At 39.0% G+C, this 20,452-nt stretch carries 26 protein-coding genes and 1 pseudogene; 21 read left to right on the top strand and 6 right to left on the bottom strand.

The features are described 5' to 3' along the window. Positions 1-250: pseudogene (locus HT679_RS10310) on the top strand (hypothetical protein); the annotation flags it as partial. A gap of 233 nt (positions 251-483) precedes the next feature. On the opposite strand, the gene rpmG reads toward HT679_RS10310, so the two are convergent. The 4 genes from rpmG to HT679_RS10330 form a co-directional block, all read right to left on the bottom strand. Beyond that, positions 484-633, bottom strand: coding sequence for a 50S ribosomal protein L33 (gene rpmG / locus HT679_RS10315; RefSeq protein ID WP_001265622.1), 150 nt, complete (start codon positions 631-633; stop codon positions 484-486). 15 nt (positions 634-648) lie between these two features. Beyond that, complete coding sequence (gene rpmF / locus HT679_RS10320; protein WP_000290417.1) at positions 649-831, bottom strand: 50S ribosomal protein L32; 183 nt, start codon at positions 829-831, stop codon at positions 649-651. Between the two features lie 147 nt (positions 832-978). Beyond that, positions 979-1,155: a PTS ascorbate transporter subunit IIC gene (locus HT679_RS10325; RefSeq protein ID WP_033607100.1), complete on the bottom strand. Its 177-nt coding sequence runs from the start codon at positions 1,153-1,155 to the stop codon at positions 979-981. Positions 1,156-1,180: 25 nt separating this feature from the next. After that, positions 1,181-1,321, bottom strand: a complete 141-nt coding sequence (locus HT679_RS10330; protein ID WP_001162849.1) for a hypothetical protein — start codon at positions 1,319-1,321, stop codon at positions 1,181-1,183. 190 nt (positions 1,322-1,511) lie between these two features. Here HT679_RS10330 and HT679_RS10335 point away from each other — a divergent pair, with 190 nt between their 5' ends. The 6 genes from HT679_RS10335 (at position 1,512) to ilvD (ending at position 8,915) form a co-directional block, all read left to right on the top strand. Next, positions 1,512-3,542 (top strand): BglG family transcription antiterminator, encoded by a 2,031-nt coding sequence (locus tag HT679_RS10335; RefSeq protein WP_112444842.1) that lies wholly within the window; start codon positions 1,512-1,514, stop codon positions 3,540-3,542. 3 nt (positions 3,543-3,545) lie between these two features. Further along, positions 3,546-3,830, top strand: coding sequence for a PTS sugar transporter subunit IIB (locus HT679_RS10340; protein ID WP_000912476.1), 285 nt, complete (start codon positions 3,546-3,548; stop codon positions 3,828-3,830). A gap of 12 nt (positions 3,831-3,842) precedes the next feature. Continuing rightward, positions 3,843-5,189: a PTS ascorbate transporter subunit IIC gene (locus HT679_RS10345; RefSeq protein WP_000975300.1), complete on the top strand. Its 1,347-nt coding sequence runs from the start codon at positions 3,843-3,845 to the stop codon at positions 5,187-5,189. Positions 5,190-5,192: 3 nt separating this feature from the next. Continuing rightward, positions 5,193-6,050 (top strand): transketolase, encoded by an 858-nt coding sequence (locus tag HT679_RS10350; protein ID WP_166732271.1) that lies wholly within the window; start codon positions 5,193-5,195, stop codon positions 6,048-6,050. After that, positions 6,047-6,979 (top strand): transketolase family protein, encoded by a 933-nt coding sequence (locus HT679_RS10355; RefSeq protein ID WP_173214481.1) that lies wholly within the window; start codon positions 6,047-6,049, stop codon positions 6,977-6,979. Before HT679_RS10350 ends, HT679_RS10355 begins: the two co-directional genes overlap by 4 nt. Before the next feature lie 232 nt (positions 6,980-7,211). Then, positions 7,212-8,915 (top strand): dihydroxy-acid dehydratase, encoded by a 1,704-nt coding sequence (gene ilvD, locus HT679_RS10360; RefSeq protein WP_000137346.1) that lies wholly within the window; start codon positions 7,212-7,214, stop codon positions 8,913-8,915. Positions 8,916-9,126: 211 nt separating this feature from the next. Here ilvD and HT679_RS10365 read toward each other — a convergent pair whose 3' ends face one another. After that, positions 9,127-9,468 (bottom strand): metal-sulfur cluster assembly factor, encoded by a 342-nt coding sequence (locus HT679_RS10365; RefSeq protein ID WP_001206380.1) that lies wholly within the window; start codon positions 9,466-9,468, stop codon positions 9,127-9,129. 123 nt (positions 9,469-9,591) lie between these two features. Between HT679_RS10365 and rgg the strand changes: the two genes are divergently transcribed. Together rgg and HT679_RS10375 are read left to right on the top strand one after the other, a co-directional pair. Beyond that, entirely contained in the window at positions 9,592-10,443 is an 852-nt protein-coding gene (rgg, locus tag HT679_RS10370; RefSeq protein WP_173214482.1) for a quorum-sensing system transcriptional regulator Rgg, read from the top strand. Between the two features lie 200 nt (positions 10,444-10,643). After that, a complete protein-coding gene (locus HT679_RS10375; RefSeq protein WP_173214483.1) occupies positions 10,644-11,891 on the top strand; it encodes a transporter in 1,248 nt (415 codons plus the stop codon). Here the strand turns inward: HT679_RS10375 and HT679_RS11485 are convergent. Continuing rightward, positions 11,888-12,034 (bottom strand): hypothetical protein, encoded by a 147-nt coding sequence (locus HT679_RS11485; RefSeq protein WP_000694304.1) that lies wholly within the window; start codon positions 12,032-12,034, stop codon positions 11,888-11,890. The two genes, HT679_RS10375 and HT679_RS11485, sit on opposite strands and share 4 nt — an antisense overlap. 86 nt (positions 12,035-12,120) lie before the next feature. Between HT679_RS11485 and hisS the strand changes: the two genes are divergently transcribed. The 12 genes from hisS to HT679_RS10440 all read left to right on the top strand — a co-directional run bounded on the left by hisS (position 12,121) and on the right by HT679_RS10440 (position 20,433). After that, positions 12,121-13,401: a histidine--tRNA ligase gene (gene hisS / locus HT679_RS10385; protein ID WP_112444830.1), complete on the top strand. Its 1,281-nt coding sequence runs from the start codon at positions 12,121-12,123 to the stop codon at positions 13,399-13,401. A 144-nt stretch (positions 13,402-13,545) separates the two neighbouring features. Beyond that, positions 13,546-13,860, top strand: coding sequence for a hypothetical protein (locus tag HT679_RS10390; protein WP_112444828.1), 315 nt, complete (start codon positions 13,546-13,548; stop codon positions 13,858-13,860). 9 nt (positions 13,861-13,869) lie between these two features. Next, entirely contained in the window at positions 13,870-14,076 is a 207-nt protein-coding gene (locus HT679_RS10395; RefSeq protein ID WP_020900531.1) for a helix-turn-helix transcriptional regulator, read from the top strand. Further along, positions 14,076-14,264 carry a hypothetical protein gene (locus HT679_RS10400; protein WP_112444826.1) on the top strand — a complete coding sequence of 63 codons (189 nt, stop codon included), beginning with the start codon at positions 14,076-14,078 and terminating at the stop codon, positions 14,262-14,264. Before HT679_RS10395 ends, HT679_RS10400 begins: the two co-directional genes overlap by 1 nt. Next, positions 14,251-14,448, top strand: a complete 198-nt coding sequence (locus HT679_RS10405; protein ID WP_033682914.1) for a hypothetical protein — start codon at positions 14,251-14,253, stop codon at positions 14,446-14,448. Before HT679_RS10400 ends, HT679_RS10405 begins: the two co-directional genes overlap by 14 nt. A 2-nt stretch (positions 14,449-14,450) precedes the next feature. Continuing rightward, positions 14,451-15,191 (top strand): DUF3169 family protein, encoded by a 741-nt coding sequence (locus HT679_RS10410; RefSeq protein ID WP_049513535.1) that lies wholly within the window; start codon positions 14,451-14,453, stop codon positions 15,189-15,191. A 10-nt stretch (positions 15,192-15,201) separates the two neighbouring features. Then, a complete protein-coding gene (locus HT679_RS10415) occupies positions 15,202-16,026 on the top strand; it encodes an ABC transporter ATP-binding protein (protein ID WP_164226267.1) in 825 nt (274 codons plus the stop codon). Next, positions 16,019-16,717, top strand: coding sequence for an ABC transporter permease (locus HT679_RS10420; protein ID WP_164226268.1), 699 nt, complete (start codon positions 16,019-16,021; stop codon positions 16,715-16,717). The genes HT679_RS10415 and HT679_RS10420 overlap by 8 nt, the downstream gene beginning before the upstream one ends. 9 nt (positions 16,718-16,726) lie before the next feature. After that, positions 16,727-17,368 carry a type II CAAX endopeptidase family protein gene (locus tag HT679_RS10425; protein WP_164226269.1) on the top strand — a complete coding sequence of 214 codons (642 nt, stop codon included), beginning with the start codon at positions 16,727-16,729 and terminating at the stop codon, positions 17,366-17,368. A gap of 17 nt (positions 17,369-17,385) precedes the next feature. Then, positions 17,386-17,616 (top strand): hypothetical protein, encoded by a 231-nt coding sequence (locus HT679_RS10430; RefSeq protein ID WP_164226270.1) that lies wholly within the window; start codon positions 17,386-17,388, stop codon positions 17,614-17,616. A gap of 134 nt (positions 17,617-17,750) precedes the next feature. Continuing rightward, positions 17,751-19,514 carry an aspartate--tRNA ligase gene (gene aspS / locus HT679_RS10435; protein ID WP_173214484.1) on the top strand — a complete coding sequence of 588 codons (1,764 nt, stop codon included), beginning with the start codon at positions 17,751-17,753 and terminating at the stop codon, positions 19,512-19,514. Continuing rightward, positions 19,492-20,433, top strand: coding sequence for a YitT family protein (locus HT679_RS10440; protein WP_049513543.1), 942 nt, complete (start codon positions 19,492-19,494; stop codon positions 20,431-20,433). Before aspS ends, HT679_RS10440 begins: the two co-directional genes overlap by 23 nt. Positions 20,434-20,452: the final 19 nt, after the last annotated feature.

Here is a 20,452-nt window from a genome sequence, read left to right on the forward strand (position 1 = left end):
GATGTTTGACAAACACGCCAACCTCAAGTATAGGTTTGGGGATCGGCATTTTGGGGCGGAAGGTTATTATGTGAGTACGGTTGGACTCAATGAAGCCACAATTAAGAAATATATTCAAGATTAAAGAAATTATCCAGTGGATGATTTCTTCACGAGTATGAAAATTTGAGAACGAGTAAAGCATGATATAGCACTAGATAAATTGAGTGTAAAAGAATATGAGGATCCCTTTAGGGATAGTGGTAAGTAATACTAAAGCCTCTTTAAGAGGCAAGTGACGAGTCAAGAGCAATGAGGCTTGAACAAAGTGAAAGCCAGCGTCTTTAGGCGCTGGCTGGTAATTTGGGCTTATAGCCCTGGTACAAACCACCCGTTTTAGGGGTGGTCATGATTCGGTTGATTTTTATTGAAATGTACTGAAATTAACAAAAAGAAAAAACGCTTGAATAGCGTTTTTCTTCTGTATTGATTCGTATTGAATGCTTACTTCACTTCTGTAAACACAACGTGTTTGCGAAGTTTTGGTGAGTATTTCTTCAATTGAAGACGGTCTGGAGTGTTACGTTTGTTTTTAGAAGTAAGGTACAAGCGTTCACCAGATTCTTTGTGTTCAAGTGTAATATTTACGCGCATGGTATCTCCCTTCTATTATTCAGCTGATGCAGCTTTAGCGATTTTACGTCCTTTGTAGTATCCTTTAAGTGATACACGGTGAGAACGTGAGTAATCTCCAGTAGTTTCGTCAAAGTTTACAGATGGAGCTGTTACTTTGTAGTGTGTACGACGTTTGTTTTTCTTCGCTTTTGAAGTGCGACGTGCAGGTACTGCCATTTTAATTTCTCCTTTTAAGATATAATTCAGTTAGGTTTGATTTTCATCAACTTTAATAGTATATCAAAACTTTTTTGTAAAGTAAAGTTACTTGACAAAAAAAGATGAAAAAATTCTCCTATTCGGCACGGCAGACAGGAGAAGGTGTTAAATATCAATCTCAAATGGTTCGTCAATGGTTTCTGATACGTATTTTCCGTCTTTCTTCCGTTGTTTGACACATTCTGTGAGGAGATATTCGATTTGGCCATTGACTGAACGAAAGTCATCTTCTGCCCATGATGTGAGTGCAGCGTATAACTTTGTTGAGAGTCGAAGGGGGATCTGCTTTTTTTAGCTTCAACCATCTTTAGTAAAGACTTCCTGTGTTGACAATTGGTTGTGCATCATGATTGCCACAAAGAACGACAAGGAGATTTGAAACCATGGCAGCTTTTCGCTCTTTGTCAAGCTCTACCAATTCCCCTTCATTGAGCCGTTCTAGTGCCATTTCAACCATTCCTATTAATTGTTATCTAAATGATATCGCTTTAATTTATAACGTCAAGAAAAAGTAGAAAAATAATTACTAAAAACTTTCAGCCCAATAATTTCTTTTAAAAGGTGAGATTATATTGTGCTCAAATACTCTTTTATTCTTATAACTTTTACACTATAATTGTAGTTAGAAAGGAAGAGAAATGTTTGATTATAGAGCACTAGTTATTTTGATGACTTTGATGGATCATTGTGAGCTATCATTATATGAATTATCTGTTAAGGTGAGCTTACCTATAAAGGAAGTCAAAGAAGGAATAGATTATTTAGTGCCTTATCTAGCTAATAAAGGGATAGTGCTGGATAAAAAGCAAGGTCGCTATAGTTTATCAAATCGTACGAAGCAGTCTTTGACAGATATTATTAAGTCGGATGAATTGGTTTTACCAAAGTCGACTCGCTTAGCTTTGATCTATCTTTACACTTTTTGCCGATTAGATTTTATATCGAATAATCATTACCAAGACTTTTTGAAAGTAAGTAAGAATACAACCTTATCTGATATTCAATCATTAAGAAAGATTATGTTAGATAATGATTTGGAGCTAGGGTACAGTAGAGCAAAAGGTTATACTTTACACGGTTCAGAGTGGAATAAGCACCGTTTAGCTTTTCAAATGGTTAGTGAGTTGCTGGAATCCTCCATAGGAATTTGGGGTTTGGATTATGTTTTATCCAGTTGGGGGTATTCATTAACTTATGATTTGATAAATCAGGTAGTTAAAGATTATTATGAGAAGCTACAGCTAGTACCTATTGTTAATCAATTAAAAGTTTGCCTTTTCGGTTTAGTATTCATTCTGTGTAGGTATCAAAGGGATGTTGAAAGAGTAGGTCTTTCAGAGACATTAGTATCTCCTGTTATTCAAGATATAACCACTATTTTATTGGATACAGTGGTTGATTTGGGAATTATAGATACGGTGTTTTCTGAGGATGATTATCGCTATATCACCGTTTTATTATCAAGTTGCTTTGAAGGTGAAGTAGATGTTGCTCCGGTTTACTTTAATCAATTAACAGAGGCTATTATAAGTAGAATGGAAGATATTTCTTTGTTACATTTTAAACAAAGGGAAGGATTGAGAGAAAATCTTCGTCGCCATCTTATACCGGCTTACTATAGATTAAAGTTCGGTCTACCTAGTTCAAATGAATATGTGTTGCATGTTAAAGAACATTATCCTGATTTATTTGAACTAGTAAAAGATTCTTTGACTCCCTTGATGGACGCTATTGACAAGCCCATACCTGATAGTGAAACAGCATATTTTGTTATCCATTTCGGAGGTTATTTAAAGAAAGCAGATACTTTGCCTCAAAAATGGTATAAAGCAGCAATCATTTGTCCTAATGGTGTTAGTTCTTCATTGATGTTAAAAGAGAATCTATTAGCATTATTTCCTCAAATTGAGTTCATAGGAACCTCAAAGATTGATGATTTACAGGCGAAAACTAGTAGTGACTATGATATGGTTTTTTCTACCATAAAGGTGGAGACAGAAAAGCCAAATTATCTAGTTTCGGTTATGATGACTGAAGAGCAAGCAATACAACTAGTAGAACTAGTGTTAAAAGATTTTCCGAATTTAGAGTATGGGGATTTTGAGATTGAACAAATCCTGAATATTGTCAAAAGATATGGAATTATTACACAAGAATTGGAATTAAGATTGGCGTTAAAGAATTATCTTTATCAAAAAAATGATAGAAAGGAAATTGTACCAGTGCTAGAACAACTTATTACCAAAGAAACCTATCAGGTGAGTTCGCAAAAATTAGGATGGAAGGAGGCGATTCGTTTAGCAGCTAAACCGCTTTTGGATCAAGATAAGATAACTGAGAACTACCCTGAGGCAATGATTCAAAAAGTAGAAGAGTTTGGACCTTTTATTAATTTAGGGAAGGGAGTAGCAATTCCTCACGCTCGGCCAGATGAAGGTGTGAATGAAATAGGAATGTCAATGTTAGTTTTGGAAGAACCGATTTATTTATTGGATAATCCAGAACAAGAGGTAAGATTGTTGATTTGTATTGCAGCCATTGATAATGAAAGTCATTTAAAGGCTTTGTCACATTTAACAACAATTTTAAGAGATAAAAATCATGTTCAAACTTTAATATCATCAAAAAACTATGATGACATTGAAATGATAATTAAACAGGAGGATTAAATAATGTTAAAAATTGGTACAGCTTGTGGTTCAGGATTAGGTTCAAGTTTTATGGTACAGATGAATATTGAATCTGTATTGAGTGATTTGAATGTTTCAGATGTAGAAGTTGAACACTATGATTTAGGTGGAGCAGATCCAAATGCTGCTGATATTTGGATTGTTGGTCGTGATCTAGCTGATTCAGCTAGTCATCTTGGAGATGTTCGTATCTTAAATAGTATTATTGATATGGATGAACTACGAGAATTAATTACTAAACTTTGTGAAGAAAAAGGACTTATATAGGAGGCTAGCGTCATGATGAAGTTCATATTGGATATTGTTAGTACACCAGCTATTTTAGTAGCTTTAATTGCAATCTTAGGATTAGTTCTTCAGAAGAAGAAATTACCTGATATTATTAAAGGTGGAATTAAGACCTTTGTTGGTTTCTTAGTTGTATCTGGTGGTGCAGGAATTGTACAAAATTCTTTAAATCCATTTGGTACCATGTTTGAGCATGCTTTTCATTTATCTGGCGTTGTGCCGAATAATGAAGCAATTGTAGCTGTAGCTTTAACAACATATGGCTCAGCTACTGCAATGATTATGTTTGCAGGTATGGTATTCAATATCTTAATTGCTCGTTTTACTCGATTCAAATATATCTTTTTAACAGGGCACCACACTCTATATATGGCGTGTATGATTGCAGTCATTTTATCAGTTGCTGGCTTTACAAGTTTGCCTCTTATCTTACTAGGAGGATTAGCACTCGGTATTATTATGAGTATTTCCCCAGCATTTGTGCAAAAATATATGGTTCAATTAACTGGAAATGACAAGGTGGCTTTAGGTCATTTCAGTTCTTTGGGATATTGGTTGAGTGGTTTTACTGGTAGCCTTATCGGTGACAAATCAAAATCAACAGAGGACATTAAATTTCCAAAGAGTCTAGCTTTTTTACGTGATAGTACTGTTAGTATTACTTTATCCATGGCAGTTATTTATATTATTGTAGCTATCTTTGCAGGGTCAGAATATATAGAAAAAGAAATCAGTAGTGGTACAAGTGGTCTAGTTTATGCTTTACAATTAGCAGGTCAATTTGCAGCAGGTGTATTTGTTATTTTAGCAGGTGTTCGCCTTATTTTGGGTGAAATTGTTCCAGCCTTTAAAGGTATTTCAGAGCGTCTTGTACCTAATTCAAAACCTGCTTTGGATTGTCCGATTGTTTATACTTATGCACCCAATGCAGTTCTAATTGGATTTATCTCTAGTTTTGTTGGTGGTTTAGTAAGTATGGCAATTATGATTGCTTCAGGAACGGTTGTTATCTTACCAGGCGTTGTGCCTCATTTCTTCTGTGGAGCGACTGCAGGTGTTATTGGGAATGCATCTGGTGGTGTTCGTGGAGCCACTATTGGAGCATTTTTACAAGGTATTTTAATCAGTTTTCTTCCAGTCTTTTTAATGCCAGTTTTGGGAGGACTTGGTTTCCAAGGATCAACTTTCTCAGATGCAGATTTTGGTCTATCAGGAATTATTTTAGGAATGTTAAATCAATTTGGCTCACAAGCAGGCATTGTGATTGGTCTTGTTCTTATTTTAGCAGTTATGTTTGGAGTATCCTTTATTAAAAAGCCATCTGTAAAGGAGGAATAAGGGATGATTTTAAGTAAAAATAGAGAAGATGAGTTAAGAAAATTTGCGACTAACATCCGATTAAATACTCTTGAAACCTTGAATCATCTTGGATTTGGTCATTATGGAGGGAGCCTGTCTATCGTAGAAGTTCTAGCAGTGCTTTATGGTGAAATAATGCCAATGACTCCAGAAATATTTGCATCGCGAGATAGAGATTATTTCATATTATCAAAAGGTCACGGAGGACCAGCTCTATACAGTACACTCTATTTGAATGGTTTCTTTGACAAAGAATTCTTATATTCTTTAAATACAAATGGAACCAAATTACCGTCTCATCCTGATAGAAATCTAACGCCAGGCATAGATATGACAACGGGCTCTTTAGGACAAGGAATTAGTGTTGCAACCGGACTTGCATATGGTCAGAGAATAAGAAAAAGTCCCTTTTATACCTATGCTATTGTTGGAGATGGTGAGTTAAATGAGGGACAATGTTGGGAGGCTATACAGTTTGCTTCTCATCAACAGTTATCTAATTTAATTGTATTTGTAGACGATAACAAAAAACAATTAGATGGTTTTACAAAGGATATTTGTAATCCAGGTGATTTTGTAGAAAAATTCTCATCATTTGGATTTGAATCCATTAGGGTCAATGGTTCAGATATTAGAGAAATTTATGAAGGGATTATCCAATTAAAACAGTCAAATAATTCATCCCCTAAGTGTATTGTATTAGACACTATTAAAGGTCAAGGAGTTCGAGAGCTGGAAGAAATGAAATCCAATCATCATCTTCGCCCTACTGTAGAGGAGAGACAAATGTTAACTTCAGTTGTAGAAAGATTAAGTCAGGAATTGGAGGAAACAGAATGATGAGAAGTACGAAAGAATTACGACATGTGTATAGAGATTTCCTTCTAGAGGCTAACCAAAGTTATTCTGATATAGTAGTTTTAGAAGCAGACTTGTCAAGTTCTAGGGCTACTAATAATCTTGAAAAGGACTTTGGAGACCGTTATGTGAATGTTGGGATCATGGAAGCAGAGATGGTCGGACTTGCAGCAGGTTTATCTATTCAGGGGTTTAGACCTTATCTTCATACATTTGGTCCTTTTGCTTCACGAAGGGTATTTGATCAATTATTTATTTCTCTTGGATACGCACAATTGGATGCCACTGTGATTGGATCAGATGCAGGAGTAACTGCAGAAATGAATGGTGGGACACATATGCCATTTGAAGAAATTGGATTGTTACGTTTAATTCCTAAATCGATCATTTTTGAAGCAACTGATGATATCCAATTTCGTGAAATATTGAACCAGACATTAGACTTAAAAGGACTGAAATATATTCGAACAATTAGAAAAGCTCCAGAGGCTGTATATCAAGGTGGAGAAGATTTTTCTAAAGGCTACATTGAGTTAAGACACGGTGAAGATGTTGTAATCGTTGCTTCTGGCATAATGGTTGCTCCAAGTATTCGAGTTGCGGATGAACTGTCTAAATTAGGTTATTCAGTAGGTGTGATAGATTTATTTAGAATTAAACCGATACCAGAACAGATAAAAACAATGTTAAGTGGAAAAACTATATTTACTGTAGAAAACCACAATCAGATAGGTGGAATTGGCAGTGCTTTATGTGAATTATTCTCTGATGATGGAATAACAAAAATTCATCGGATGGGTGTTCAAGAAAGTTTCGGTCAAGTAGGGAAAGTGGATTATCTTCTTAATGAGTATGGTTTGAGTGAATCGAATATAAAAGAGAAAGTTCTAGAAATTTATAATGCAAGATAGATGTTGAATACACTGTTCTGAAAGAATTTTTGTAACAATTACAGTACGTTATTTAAAGAAAGCGGATTAAAAAGCATATTCTGGTCATCAGAAAGTGCCCTAATCCGCTTTGTTGTTTTTAGTTTTAAATATTTCATATGTATATAGAATTTTCTGAAAATTCAAGAATTTTCTTCTGTTCATTGCTTTTAAAATGTGCTATAATAGTAAAAACTGAAATGGGAGGGAACAAATGACCGAATTAGATAAACGTCACCGCAGTAGCATTTATGACAGTATGGTAAAATCACCAAACCGTGCTATGCTTCGTGCGACTGGTATGACAGATAAGGACTTTGAGACACCGATTGTGGGAGTGATTTCGACTTGGGCGGAAAATACACCATGTAACATCCACTTGCATGATTTTGGGAAATTGGCTAAAGAAGGTGTCAAATCGGCAGGTGCTTGGCCTGTGCAGTTTGGGACTATCACTGTAGCGGACGGGATTGCCATGGGAACGCCCGGTATGCGTTTCTCTTTGACATCTCGTGATATCATTGCGGACTCAATCGAGGCGGCTATGGGAGGCCACAATGTGGATGCCTTCGTCGCTATCGGTGGCTGTGACAAGAACATGCCTGGTTCTATGATTGCCATTGCCAATATGGATATTCCAGCTATTTTCGCTTATGGTGGAACTATTGCACCGGGAAATCTTGATGGTAAAGATATTGACTTGGTTTCTGTTTTTGAGGGTATCGGAAAATGGAACCACGGTGACATGACAGCTGAGGACGTAAAACGTCTTGAATGTAATGCCTGCCCTGGCCCTGGTGGCTGTGGTGGTATGTATACAGCTAATACCATGGCGACAGCTATCGAAGTTCTAGGTATGAGTTTGCCAGGCTCCTCATCTCACCCAGCTGAATCAGCTGATAAGAAAGAAGACATCGAAGCAGCAGGACGTGCTGTTGTTAAGATGTTGGAGCTCGGTCTCAAACCATCAGACATCTTGACTCGTGAAGCCTTTGAAGATGCCATCACTGTAACTATGGCTCTCGGTGGTTCTACAAATGCCACTCTTCACTTGCTTGCCATTGCCCATGCTGCCAATGTTGACTTGTCACTTGAGGACTTCAATACGATCCAAGAGCGTGTGCCTCACTTGGCCGACTTGAAACCATCTGGTCAGTATGTCTTCCAAGACCTCTATGAAGTCGGTGGTGTGCCTGCGGTTATGAGATACCTCTTGGCAAATGGTTTCCTTCATGGAGACCGCATTACATGTACTGGTAAGACTGTAGCTGAAAACTTAGCTGACTTTGCAGACCTTACACCAGGCCAAAAAGTCATTATGCCACTTGAAAATCCAAAACGTGCAGATGGTCCGCTTATCATCTTGAACGGGAACCTTGCCCCTGATGGAGCAGTTGCCAAGGTATCAGGTGTTAAAGTGCGTCGTCACGTTGGACCAGCTAAGGTCTTTGACTCAGAAGAAGATGCGATTCAGGCCGTTCTGACAGATGAAATCGTTGATGGCGATGTTGTCGTTGTTCGTTTTGTTGGACCTAAGGGTGGTCCTGGTATGCCTGAGATGCTGTCACTTTCATCCATGATTGTTGGTAAAGGTCAAGGAGACAAGGTTGCCCTCTTAACGGATGGCCGTTTCTCTGGTGGGACTTATGGTCTAGTTGTTGGACATATCGCTCCTGAGGCTCAGGATGGTGGACCAATTGCCTACCTTCGTACAGGCGATATTGTTACGGTTGACCAAGATACCAAAGAAATTTCCATGGCCGTATCCGAAGAAGAACTTGAAAAACGCAAGGCAGAAACTACCTTGCCACCACTTTACAGTCGTGGTGTCCTCGGTAAATATGCCCACATCGTATCATCTGCTTCACGCGGAGCCGTGACAGACTTCTGGAATATGGACAAGTCAGGTAAAAAATAAACTCAAAAAGCAAGCCAACTTCGGCTTGCTTCTTTTCATCTCCAAAAGTGATTTGCCTGCCTATACTCAATAAAAATCAAAGAGCAAACTAGAAAGCTAGGCGCAGGTTGCTCAAAACACTGTTTTGAGGTTGCAGATAGAACTGACGAAGTCAGTAACATCTATACGATAAGGCTAAGCTGACGTGGTTTGAAGAGATTTTTGAAGAGTATTAACGAGGTGGCAGTCCAAGGGCAATACGGCCGTAGCGACTGATTCGTGTGATTTTCCAGGCAGGCGACCAGGTGACTTCAACCTTGACATCTTCGATACCCTCGATTTGTTTCAGACCTGCTACGATTTCGATAGGCAGGCTTTCGGCACAATCACAGGCGGTGTCGGTGAAGGTCATGACAATCTTGCAGAGGCCCGTTTCATCCAGATTGATTTCATAAATCAGTCCTAGATTGTAAACATCCAATTCCACATCTGTATCAAAAACCTTCTCTAGTTTTTCGATAATTTGGTCTTGCAAGGCTAAAGCGCGGTCATTGATTTTGATATCCTCTCTCATTACAGTCCCTCCACGTGATAAATATCCTCTATTTTCTCATAATTCTGACAATTTGGCAAGTTTTTGATGAATTTTCTGAAAAATATGATAAAATGAAGAAAATACTGAATCAAGGGGAAGTCTATGGAGCAGATTGGAAAAGTCTTTAGACAATTACGAGAGTCAAGAAATATCTCGCTGAGACAAGCAACTGGGGGACAATTTTCGCCGTCTATGTTGTCCCGATTTGAAACAGGTCAGAGTGAGCTTTCGGTGGAAAAGTTTTTATTTGCCCTAGAAAATATATCTGCCAGTGTAGAGGAAATTCTCTTTCTGGCGAGAGGTTTTCAGTATGATACAGATTCTGAGTTGAGAAAAGAAATCATAGATGTCTTGGATCCAAAGAATATAGCTCCGCTTGAGGACTTGTATCGCAAGGAGTATCAAAAGCATGCCCATTCTCAAAACAAACAGAAACATATTCTAAATGCCATTATGATCAAGTCTTATATGAAGGGCATGGATGAAGGGGTAGAGTTAACAGCAGAGGAAGGGAAAGTCCTTCATGATTATTTGTTTTCTACCGAGATTTGGGGGATCTATGAACTCAATTTATTTTCAGTCAGTTCACCATTTTTATCTGTTTCTCTTTTTACTAGATATGTACGAGAAATGGTCCGAAAATCTGATTTTCTAATGGAAATGTCTGGCAATCGAAACCTTTTTCACACTATACTATTGAATGGTTTTTTAGCTAGCATTGAGTGTGAAGAATTTACTAATGCCCATTATTTTAAACGTGTTATCGAAGAGCATTTCTACAAGGAAAATGAGACCTACTTCCGAATTGTCTATTTGTGGGCGGAAGGTCTCCTTGATAGCAAGCAAGGCAGAGTCAAGGAAGGACAAAAAAAGATGGAAGATGCTGTCCGTATTTTTGAGATGCTTGGCTGTAACAAATCTGCCGAATACTATAGAAAAACGATCGATTGTTGAATATCTGCAAACTAAGAAAATTATTTGAAATTTGAAGCGATAGAACTATTGGGCTCTCTCGTGTCACTGGAGAAATTCTATCGTTTCTTTTTGCTCATTTCATTTGTTGCATATATTCAAAAGTTTTTCCTCTAAAATTTCTAAGTGCTATACTATAGTCATACTTCACATAAAACTTCGAACAAGAAGGGAGATTACCTATGAAACTATTGTTTAGAAATCAAGCTTATCGATTCTTGACTTTGTCACGATTCTTCAATGCTTTTGGTGCTTCGATTTTCAACCTGGTATTTATCGTCTATGCATCGACCTTGCCGCAAGCCTCCTTTGCTGTTGCTATGGCGAATATTGTCATGATTCTTCCGACTCTCTTTACAGTTTTTGTAGGGATTCGGGCAGATTACACGAGGGACAAGGTCAAATGGATGGTCTATAGCGGTTTGTTTCAGGCGGTTTTATTTTTTCTAGCAGCCCTAGTTGTTCAGCAAGCTAGTCTCTTTGCCTTTTCTAGCCTGTGTTTGATCAATGTCATTAGTGATGTCATCAGTGATTTTGCTGGTGGTTTGCGCATGCCTCTTATTAAGGAAAAAGTAGCTGAAAATGATTTGATGGAGGCTTACTCTTTTTCACAGTTCATCACCTATATTTCAGCTATTGGGGGTCAATCTTTCGGAGTCTGGCTCTTAGGGCTATCGGTCAACAATTTTTCCCTTGTTGCGGGAATCAATGCCTGTTTTTTCCTCGTATCAGCTTCTGTTCTCTTTTTAGGAAGAAGCAAATTGAGTATATCAATTTCATCTGCTGATGGTGAATCACTAAAAAATGAGAAGCTTCCTATCAAAGACCAGTTCCTAACGATTTACCGAAATTTACGTCTCGTTTTTCTTAAAAGTGGACAGAAAAACTTTGGTTTTATGCTCTTTGCTGTCTTGCTTATCAATGCCTTGGGTGGCGCTTTGGGTGGAATTTATAATATCTTCTTTTTGAGCCATTCTCTCTTGAATTTTTCTTATACAGAGGCACTATTTATCAGTCAAGTCTGTGCTTTAGTAGCAATCATCATCAGTAGCCTTACGGGCAATGATTATTTTGGGAAGCAGTCCTTGCCTAGATTGATGATGTGGGTGACCGTAGGACTCAGTCTAGTTGGTCTAGCTAATTTATTCAATCAAGTCGTACTTGGTTTACTATTTCTCTGTTCAACTCTGTATGTGTCTGGTAAAGTTCAACCAAAGATTAGTGCCATGCTCCTGAAAAATCTAGCTCCAGAGGTTCTAGCTCGTACCAGTAATTTTTTAGGTTTATTGTTCACCTTATCCATACCTGTGGGAACAGCCTGTTTTTCACTTGTAGCTGTATGGAATATACAGTTGACTTGGATGCTATTTGTTGGTCTTTCCTTGCTAGCTATTCTTTTGACGATTCTTAATCTCAAAAATGATATCTAATACTCTTCGAAAATCTCTTCAAACCACGTCAGTGTCGCCTTACCGTAGATATGGTTACTGACTTCGTCAGTTCTATCCACAACTTCAAAACATTGTTTTGAGCAACCTGCGGCTAACTTCCTAGTTTGCTTTTTGATTTTCATTGAGTATAAATCCTAATTTTGTTCTCACTGTTTTAATCCCTCTATTTATGGTAAAATAAGACTATTAAGTTTAAAGAGGATTCCCTATGAAATTACAAAAACCAAAAGGAACGCAGGATATTTTACCTGCTGAATCTGCCAAATGGCAGTACGTTGAGGGCTTTGCCCGTGAAATTTTCAAGCGCTATAACTATGCAGAAGTGCGCACGCCTATTTTTGAGCATTACGAGGTTATCAGCCGTTCTGTCGGAGATACAACGGATATCGTAACCAAGGAAATGTACGATTTCTATGACAAGGGTGACCGCCATATTACCCTCCGTCCAGAAGGAACTGCGCCTGTTGTCCGTTCCTACGTGGAAAATAAACTCTTCGCCCCAGAAGTGCAAAAGCCAAGTAAGTTCTACTACATGGGCCCTATGTTCCGCTATGAGCGTCCACAGGCAGGGCGTTTGCGCCAGTTCCACCAGATTGGTGTTGAGTGTTTTGGATCTAGCAATCCAGCTACCGATGTGGAAACCATCGCTATGGCAGCCCACTTCCTGAAAGAAATTGGCATCCAAGGTGTCAAATTGCACCTCAACACTCTTGGGAATCCTGAGAGTCGTGCGGCCTACCGTCAAGCCTTGATTGACTATTTGACACCGCTCAAGGAGACCTTGTCCAAGGATAGCCAACGTCGTTTGGAGGAAAATCCTCTCCGTGTCTTGGACTCTAAGGAAAAAGAAGACAAGGTGGCAGTGGAGAATGCACCTTCTATCTTGGATTTCCTTGATGAAGAAAGCCAAGCTCATTTTGATGCTGTGCGTCAGATGTTGGAAAATCTGGGTGTAGACTATATCATCGATACCAATATGGTGCGTGGTCTGGACTACTACAACCACACCATTTTCGAGTTTATCACTGAGATTGAGGGCAATGACCTGACCGTCTGTGCGGGTGGTCGTTACGATGGTTTGGTTTCTTACTTTGGAGGCCCTGAAACTGCTGGCTTTGGTTTTGGACTTGGTGTAGAGCGCCTGCTTCTCATTCTTGAAAAGCAAGGTGTGTCTCTCCCTATCGAAAACGCCCTAGATGTCTATATCGCAGTTTTGGGAGAAGGAGCAAATGTCAAGGCCTTGGAATTAGTACAGACTCTTCGCCAACAAGGTTTCAAAGCAGAGCGTGATTACCTCAATCGTAAACTCAAAGCTCAGTTCAAGTCAGCCGATGTCTTTGCGTCTAAGACCCTCATCACCCTAGGAGAGAGCGAAGTCGAAAGCGGACAAGTGACAGTCAAGAACAACCAAACTCGAGAAGAAGTGCAAGTGTCACTTGAGACAATCAGCCAAAACTTCTCAGAAATCTTTGAAAAACTAGGATTTTAATGATAGATAAACTGGTCAGGAACCTACTCCTGACCTTTTTCTTTTGCAAAATGACAAAAATCATAAACTTTTTGACAAATATGCTTGTCAAAAAGAAAAAGATGTGTTACAATATAAGCAAGTTAAGAAATAGGAGGGAGCCACATGTGGGTATGGATTTTGTTTCCTTTTCTCGTCTTGATTTATATGAGTCAATCTAAGAAAATCAAGCGGATAGAGAAGAGGTTAAAGGTAATCGAAAGAAAAGAGAAAGGAAACGCAGAAATGTCGAGATTATTGCAAGAAATGATTGGAAAGAAACCAACAATCATTGGAGAACTATTTGGAACAAATTTTTGGGAAGTTGTGGATGTTGATGAGGAATGGGTCAAGCTACGATACGTAGATAAGACGGGAAAAGAAAAAATCAAGTTGCAACGTATTGAGGATATCCAAGCCGTTGAATTTGACGGAGAGTAGGTGTGTGACATGCAACTAAAAAATCGTCTAAAAGAGTTGCGGGCTCGCGATGGCCTTAATCAAACCGAACTAGCCAAGCTAGCAGAGGTTTCCAGACAGACTATCAGTCTATTAGAACGGGATGAATACACCCCGTCCATTATCATTGCCCTGAAAATATCTCAAATTTTCAACGAAACAGTCGAATCGGTATTTCGCTTGGAGGAGGACGAGTGATGAACAAGTATAAAGTGATTTATTGTATGAGTGTTCTTGCCCTTATTGTGAATGCTTTTGCTATGATTGGAACATTACTGGGTTGGTTCTATTTTGTTGAAAGTAAGTATTTGTTTTGGGTTAACTTAGTCCTCTTGTCCATTTTCAACTGGTTAAAGAAAAAGGAGAAAAATGATGAACAAGTATAAAGTGATTTATTATGTAGTTGCCATAGCTTTATTAGTCAGCGTGTGTCTACTAATTGGAACAAATCTAGGATGGTTTGATCTCTATTACAGTGACCAATTTATTTGGGCCTACTTTGCCCTCATCCCAGTCGTTGACTGGATTGAAAAGAAAGCAAACAATTTAGCGAGTGAAAAAGGAGAATGAATATGAAAAAGAATAAGAAAGGTGTCTTGTTATTTTTAATGTCTGTTGTCTTTGGAGGCTTCTTGGGCATGTTTGTAGGGATGTTTAAGGCACGTGCCGAATCCTACGAAGTTATTTTAGATGTAAAAGTCTTGATACCTTGGATATCAGCTATTTGTTTAGTATTAGGTTTCATTAGTCTTTTTTTGACTTTCAATTTCTTAAAGAAAAGCAGAAAATTTCATTCCTTGTATCAAGAGGAAATGGATGATGATCTGAATGAAAGCTATTATGTGCAAATGTATCGGAATCTTGAGTTTGGAAGTATTGCTTTTAATAGTGCAAGTGTAGTGATTTTATTGGCTCTCTTCATTTCAGCAAGTGAAGTGGTTATACTAAATAGAAGCAATCTAACCTTATCTCTTTCTTTTTTGGGATTAGTGTTGACTTTTAATGCTCAAAAATATTTTTATAAAACCATTGCGATTGTTCGCCAGTTTGATATGGTATTTTTCTCTATGCCAAAGGATATCTTAGGTTATGTCAATTCTTGCGATGAAGGGGAGCGCCAGGCTAATTTGGAACAGAGTTTTCGGATTTTATTCCAATTACATCAGTATGTCTTGCCAGCTTTGTACTTTCTGATTGCTCTCTTTTCTTTACTGACAGGAGAGATTCAGTTACTAGCCTTCTTGTTTGTCGGAGCAATCCATATTTATATCAATGTGATGCAGTTACCTATGGTGAAACGTTATTTCAAATAAAGGAGTTTTTATGATTCGTGTTGAAAATGTAAGCAAAAGTTTTGGGAACAAAAAAGCTCTTCATCAGATTTCTTTTGAGATTAAGGAGGGTGAAATCTTTGGTTTTCTTGGGCCTTCTGGCTCAGGTAAAACAACCATGATCAATGTCTTAACAGGTCAGTTGGCTGCAGATCAAGGTAAAACAGTTTTGTTAGGCAAGAATTCTCAAGATTTAACCTCAAATGATTTGGAACAAATTGGTATTGTTAGTGATGGCAGTGGTTTTTATGAAAAGATGAGTCTTTATAAAAATCTTCTCATCTATGCTAAGTTATATGGTCTCAAGGCAGATAGAGTAAATCAGGTGCTCCAACAGGTTGGATTGGCAGATGCTAAAGATATTATTGCAGAAAAGTTATCTACTGGAATGAAACAACGAATGTTCTTGGCTCGTGCCCTTCTGAATGCTCCTAAGATTCTCTTTCTAGATGAGCCAACCAGTGGCTTAGACCCTACAACATCTAAGATGATTCATACCCTACTTCAAGAGTTAAAGCAGGCGGGGACAACTATCTTTCTGACCACGCATGATATGCATGAAGCAACTCTGCTTTGTGATCGCTTATCTCTTTTGAATAAGGGGAACTTAATAGAGTATGGAAGTCCACAAGATATTATCCAGAAGTACCATGTGGATAAGAAAGTACGTGTGGTTTATAATGATGGACGAGAACAGATCGTTCCATTTGAAGAATTACCACATTTAGATACGACAGATTTGATGATGGTTCACTCTTGTGAGCCAACTCTAGAAGAAATCTTTATCAGATTGACAGGAGAAAAGTTAGATGTTTAGAAAATTAAATGCCCTACTATGGTTAAGAGTACAAGTTCTTATTAGCAATTCAAGTTTGTTAGCAACTTTATTGATGCCTTTTGGTATTGCTGTTCTATATAATGAATTCATGAATAAGAATGGAGAATTGAGTATGTTTCTCCTCTCTACGAGTTTGACCATGGTCTTGAGTATGGGAAGTGGTTATATGGTATCGATTATGATGGCAGAAGATAAGGAAAAACGAAATCTGAAATCACTCATTCTAAGTGGTGTGACAGCAACAGAATATACTTTCAGTATGCTCGTTCTCCCTATTCTGATAATGTTGCTTGCTATGATTGCACTTCCCATCTATCTTAGAGTAGATGTATCTGGTTATTTAGTTGCCTACGTTATCTATTTGCTCCTAGCAACGATTAGTATTATTTTTCTCAACCTTCTAATCGGTGCGGTTTCAGATACTCAATCTAAAGCGCAAGTTTATAGTATCTTCCCTATGTTAATTGTCTCTTTTTTACCTATAATTGCTCTTCAAAATGATACGGCTCAGAAAGTGTTAGATTACTCGTTCGTCGGTCCTATTGTAAATCTTTTAAATCAAAAAGGTGGGGAAATATCTTTTTCTAATATTGGTATGTTACTTGCCTGGGTACTTGTGTTAGGAATAGCAAACCTCTTTGTATTGAAAAACAGCTATAAAGCAAGATAGGAGAACTTTATGAAACTACTTAAAAACCTTGGCTGGTTTCTTCTAGCCATTCTATCCTTTTTATTCATCTATGGCTTCATTCAGGTGCTCGCGACTACGTCGCTTGCCTTAGGCGGTTCACCCTATGCTGTGACCTTGCTCTATGTGGCCTTGGCTGGAGTTTATGTGTACGGCATTTACAAATGGTATCAGAAAGGTCCTGTTCGTATTGAGAAGAGTGGCTTCAACCGATTTATTTGGCTTCCTGTCTTGGTTTGGTTCTTATCTCTTGTTGTCCAGTTTTTCTTGCCAAATGATCCTTCAGTAAATCAGCAAATAGCGATAGACTTGACCTTGTCTCAACCACTTTTCTCATTCTTTGCGGTCGTTATTTTTGCTCCTTTGACGGAAGAACTTATCTTTAGAGGGATGTTGGCACGCTATCTCTTTCCTAAGCAGGACAATAGGAAACAAACTCTGATTTTCCTTCTGGTATCTAGTCTTCTGTTTGCCTTGATTCATTTCCCAGGTGATGTGCAACAATTTTTTGTCTATTTTAGCCTTGGTTTTAGTTTGGGTTTGGCTTACATTAGCAGAAAAGGTCTGGTCTACAGTATTTCTCTCCACGCTTTGAATAATTTAATCGGCTTTTTGATGATACTCATGCTATAATAGAGTCAGGAGGTCACATGAAACGAGTAATTTTATTAGCAGTGATTCAAGCAGTTGTTCTATTTTTCATCATTGGGGCGCTAGCTTATGCCTTTAAGGGCGATTTCTTCTATAACTATCTAGTAGTCGTCTTTGCCCCTATTGCAGGTGTCTTGCGTTTTGGGACAGCTTACATAACGGAAATTGTCTTGCCTCGAAAGGCAGCCGAAATCGCTGAAAAGCGTAAAGCAGGCAACAATTCAAAATAAAAGAGTCCGGTGAACTTCATCGGATTTTTGTATGTGAGTTAATTTTTAAAGACTGGCAAACTTTTCTGATGATTTTCATGAAGAGCCTGCGCTTTTATGGTAAAATAGTAACAGAATAAAAGAGGAGAGAAACAATGAAACGTAGTATGTATGCTGGTCGTGTTCGTGAGGAACACATCGGACAAGAAATAACCTTGAAAGGATGGGTAGGCCGTCGTCGTGACCTTGGTGGTTTGATCTTTATCGATCTTCGTGACCGTGAAGGAATCATGCAGTTGGTTATCAACCCTGAAAAAGTCTCTGCAGAGGTTATGACAACAGCTGAAAGCCTTCGTAGCGAATTTGTTATCGAGGTGACTGGTCAGGTCGCTGCGCGTGAGCAAGCCAATGATAAGTTGCCAACTGGTGCAGTTGAGTTAAACGTGACAGCTCTGACAGTGCTTAATACAGCTAAGACAACACCATTTGAGATTAAGGATGGTATTGAGGCCAATGACGATACACGTTTGCGTTACCGTTACCTTGACCTTCGTCGTCCAGAAATGTTGGAAAATCTTAAACTTCGTGCTAAGGTGACCCACTCTATCCGTAATTACTTGGATGAGTTGGAGTTTATCGACGTGGAGACACCATTCCTTTCTAAGTCAACGCCTGAAGGGGCGCGTGATTATTTGGTGCCATCTCGTGTTAATAAGGGGCATTTCTATGCTCTTCCTCAAAGTCCACAAATCACTAAGCAATTGTTGATGAATGCTGGTTTTGACCGTTACTACCAAATCGTCAAATGTTTCCGTGACGAGGACTTGCGTGGTGACCGCCAGCCTGAGTTCACTCAGGTCGACTTGGAAACGTCTTTCCTTACTGAGCAAGAAATCCAAGATATCACAGAAGGCTTGATTGCACGCGTGATGAAAGAAACTAAAGGCATCGAAGTCACTCTGCCTTTCCCGCGTATGAAGTATGATGACGCTATGGCTCGTTACGGTTCTGATAAGCCAGATACTCGTTTTGACATGTTGCTTCAGGACTTGACAGAAGTGGTCAAAGGTGTAGATTTTAAAGTCTTTTCAGAAGCACCTGCTGTAAAAGCAATTGTGGTCAAAGGCGCTGCGGACAACTATTCACGTAAAGACATCGACAAGATGACGGAAGTAGCCAAACAATATGGTGCCAAAGGTCTTGCTTGGGTCAAGGTGGTTGATGGAGAATTAAACGGACCAGTTGCCAAGTTCTTGACTGGTATCCAAGAAGAATTGACAGCAGCGCTTGCTCTTGAAGACAAGGACTTGGTTCTCTTTGTGGCGGATACGCTTGAAGTGGCCAATGCAACTCTCGGTGCCCTTCGTGGACGTATTGCCAAAGAGCTTGGCTTGATTGATAATGATAAGTTCAACTTCCTTTGGGTGGTTGACTGGCCGATGTTTGAATGGTCTGAAGAAGAAGGCCGCTACATGAGCGCCCACCATCCATTCACACTTCCACAGGAAGAGACTGCTCACGAATTAGAAGGTGATTTGGCTAAGGTTCGTGCCATTGCTTACGATATCGTCTTGAACGGTTATGAGCTTGGTGGTGGTAGCCTTCGTATCAACCAAAAAGACCTTCAAGAACGCATGTTCAAGGCTCTTGGTTTCTCAGCTGAAGAAGCAAATGATCAGTTTGGTTTCCTTCTTGAAGCCATGGACTATGGTTTCCCACCACACGGTGGCTTGGCTATCGGGCTTGACCGTTTTGTCATGCTCTTAGCAGGAGAAGAAAATATTCGTGAAGTCATTGCCTTTCCTAAGAACAACAAGGCAACTGATCCAATGACACAAGCTCCTTCAACAGTAGCTCTCAAACAACTAGAGGAACTCAGCTTACAAGTAGAAGAAGATGAAACAAGCAAAACGAATTAAGCGGTGGCGCTATTATCTGCGCCGCTTTGCTCATCAGATAAAAATTTTACGTGTCTTACAAAGCATCTCTCGTGAGAAGTATGACGAGAAGATTTCGGCCTCTCTGGTCTATGGATTTCTATCAGCAGTAGCGGTCAATTTCTTTTTCCAACCGGGGCATGTGTATTCGAGTGGTGCTACAGGTCTGGCACAGATTATCTCTGCCTTGAGTAATCACTGGTTTGGTTTTCACATTCCGATTTCGCTGACCTTCTACGCCATTAATTTTCCTTTGATGGTCTTGGCTTGGTATCAGATTGGGCATAAGTTCACCGTCTTTACCTTTATCACGGTATCCATGAGTTCCTTCTTTATCCAGTTCGTCCCTGTGGCGACCTTGACGGAGGATCCCATTATCAATGCCCTTTTTGGGGGCGTTGTCATGGGCTTGGGGATTGGTTTTGCTCTTCGAAACAATATCTCCAGTGGTGGGACGGATATCGTCAGTTTGACTATTCGTAAGAAAACGGGTAAGAATGTCGGTAGTATTTCTTTCTTGGTAAATGGGACTATCATGCTGATAGCAGGTTTGACCTTTGGTTGGAAATATGCTCTCTACTCTATGATTACCATCTTTGTCTCTAGCCGTGTCACAGACGCTGTCTTTACTAAGCAAAAACGCATGCAGGCTATGATTGTGACCAATCATCCAGATAAAGTAATTGAGAAAATCCATAAAAAATTGCACCGCGGAGCAACCATGATCCACGATGCAGAAGGAACCTACAATCACGAGAGAAAGGCAGTTTTAATCACTGTTATTACACGTGCAGAGTTTAATGAATTTAAACAGATTATGAAACAGGTGGACTCAGGAGCCTTTGTCTCTGTATCGGAGAATGTTCATATTCTGGGACGATTCGTTGAAACAGAAAATTAGTGACCAAAAAAACCAGCGC

The organism is Streptococcus sp. 4886, assembly GCF_013276485.1.
GTDB lineage: Bacteria > Bacillota > Bacilli > Lactobacillales > Streptococcaceae > Streptococcus.